A 1,848-nucleotide genomic window follows, 5' to 3' on the forward strand; every position below is an offset into this window, starting at 1 on the left:
CTTTTACAATTGTTACATTTGTCCCTTCCATTTCCTTCGTATAAATTTTTTCACCTTTTTCATTAAAGACCTCTATCGATGCATATTTTTCACCTGCATAATAGCTATGAGGCGTTTTAGTAGTAATCGTAAAAATAGCTCGATTTTGCTCTAAGTCTGTATTTAATACGGCAAACTGGTCATCTCCTAATCCTAGGAATTGAATCGTTTCATTTACCAACTTACTCACTTTCATTTCGTTAATATCAATCTTTAGACTATTATCTTTTTCTTTTACATAGGCATAATACGAACTGAAATGGTACATACTATTCGTTTTCCCACCTGAAATTTCAACCGTATACACTCCATTTGGTACGTCTTGTAAATTGATATCTGTTGTTTCAATTGTTTTCTCTTGAATAACTGTATTCCCTTCTTTTAATTTAATTTTTCCTCCTTTTAATGTATCTATTTCATTTGTATTTAAATGGATATGCAAATTCCCTTTTAGCCCAAGTGGAGCAATTTGCTGATTCGTAACTATTTCGAAGTTGGAGTTTATCGGAATATCAGGATCAACTATAGCTCTTGCTTTCGCTAATTGTGATTCAGGCACTATATAAGCTAAAGAAGTAACAGCCGGAAAACCTTTCGCCCTATTCATCTCTATTTGTTTATGATTAAGCTTAAAACCCCACCTTTCAAAAACAGGTGTAAAATCAACTTGTCCATTCTCACTATAATACTGATTCATTAAATCTGGTAAAGAATGGTCACCTTTTTTGAAAGCAGTATTGCTAGCTAGTTTTCGATAACCTTGATACATTTTTGCAAATGCTTCATCGCCAGCTTTTTGTTTCGCCATCGTTAAAAGAATAAGTTTTTGTCGTAAATCTAAATCATCATAATTTTTATTTTCTTTCATTAGAGCATTATATAAATTCCGTTCTACCTGTTCCTTTTTCCCGAAATTAAACAACCAACCAACTTGATCTGCTTTTTTGCCGTATTTACTATATTGATATTGAACACCAAATAGATTATTAGAAACTTCTCCTGTAAATATTCCTTGATTATCAAAACCAGCTTGGTATCCATGAGCGATTTCATGTAAAGTTCCCCAACTTAGTTTATCTAACCACATCTTTGTACTATCTGTACTATTCGCTGTCCAATTTGTGCCATAATAGGCACCGCCAGCACCAGATATATCTGCTTTTAAGAAATAACGATTTTGACTTTTTTTATTTTCAAACGTTGAGCCATCTAAACCAATAATTGAATCATACATCACAAAAATATCTTCATAATACGCAATTAACTCATCCAACGATTGAAAATCTTTTAAAGATCTTACTAACTCTTTATCTTTTTTAGGTACAAATAATTGAAAACTCTCCCCTTGAAGTAACGCATACTCTCCATCAAATTGATCCCATGTACTAAAAAATTGAGATACACTTCCTTGTTGTTTATAAATGGGAAGGGGTTTAGTAGCACTTTCATTCCCTACTTGGTACTCAAGTACAGCGTGCTCTTCACCGTACGGAGTATCTATGAAAGGAACTAAAGACGTATCACCTTGGATAGTAACCCATTCATTTCCTACTTGTATGGATTTTTCATTTTTTGAGTCATTAGACAATAAACGTAATGTTAATTTGTCTTTAAAATTAGGATTTGTTTGTCTTACCTTTAATGGTGTATTTCTCTTCAAAATAAATCCTAAATCTTGTCGGTCATGATATTTCCCCTTACTTATGCCCGCCTGAAATATCCAAGTAGGCTCTTCTAAACTAGTAATTTTTTTTGCATTTATTCGTTCATCAGCATGTAAGTGTATATTTCCTATGAGGAAAAACATTG

At 32.6% G+C, this 1,848-nt stretch carries 1 protein-coding gene; it reads right to left on the reverse strand.

Annotated features, from left to right (window positions below; translation table 11 throughout):
- Positions 1–1,846: putative mucin/carbohydrate-binding domain-containing protein (locus ACQGS6_RS27620; RefSeq protein ID WP_426965967.1), on the reverse strand; the 1,846-nt coding region annotated here is incomplete at its 3' end.
- Between the last annotated feature and the right edge of the window lie 2 nt (positions 1,847–1,848).

Source organism: Bacillus sp. GMs2/2 (assembly GCF_050172095.1).
GTDB lineage: Bacteria > Bacillota > Bacilli > Bacillales > Bacillaceae_G > Bacillus_A > Bacillus_A cereus.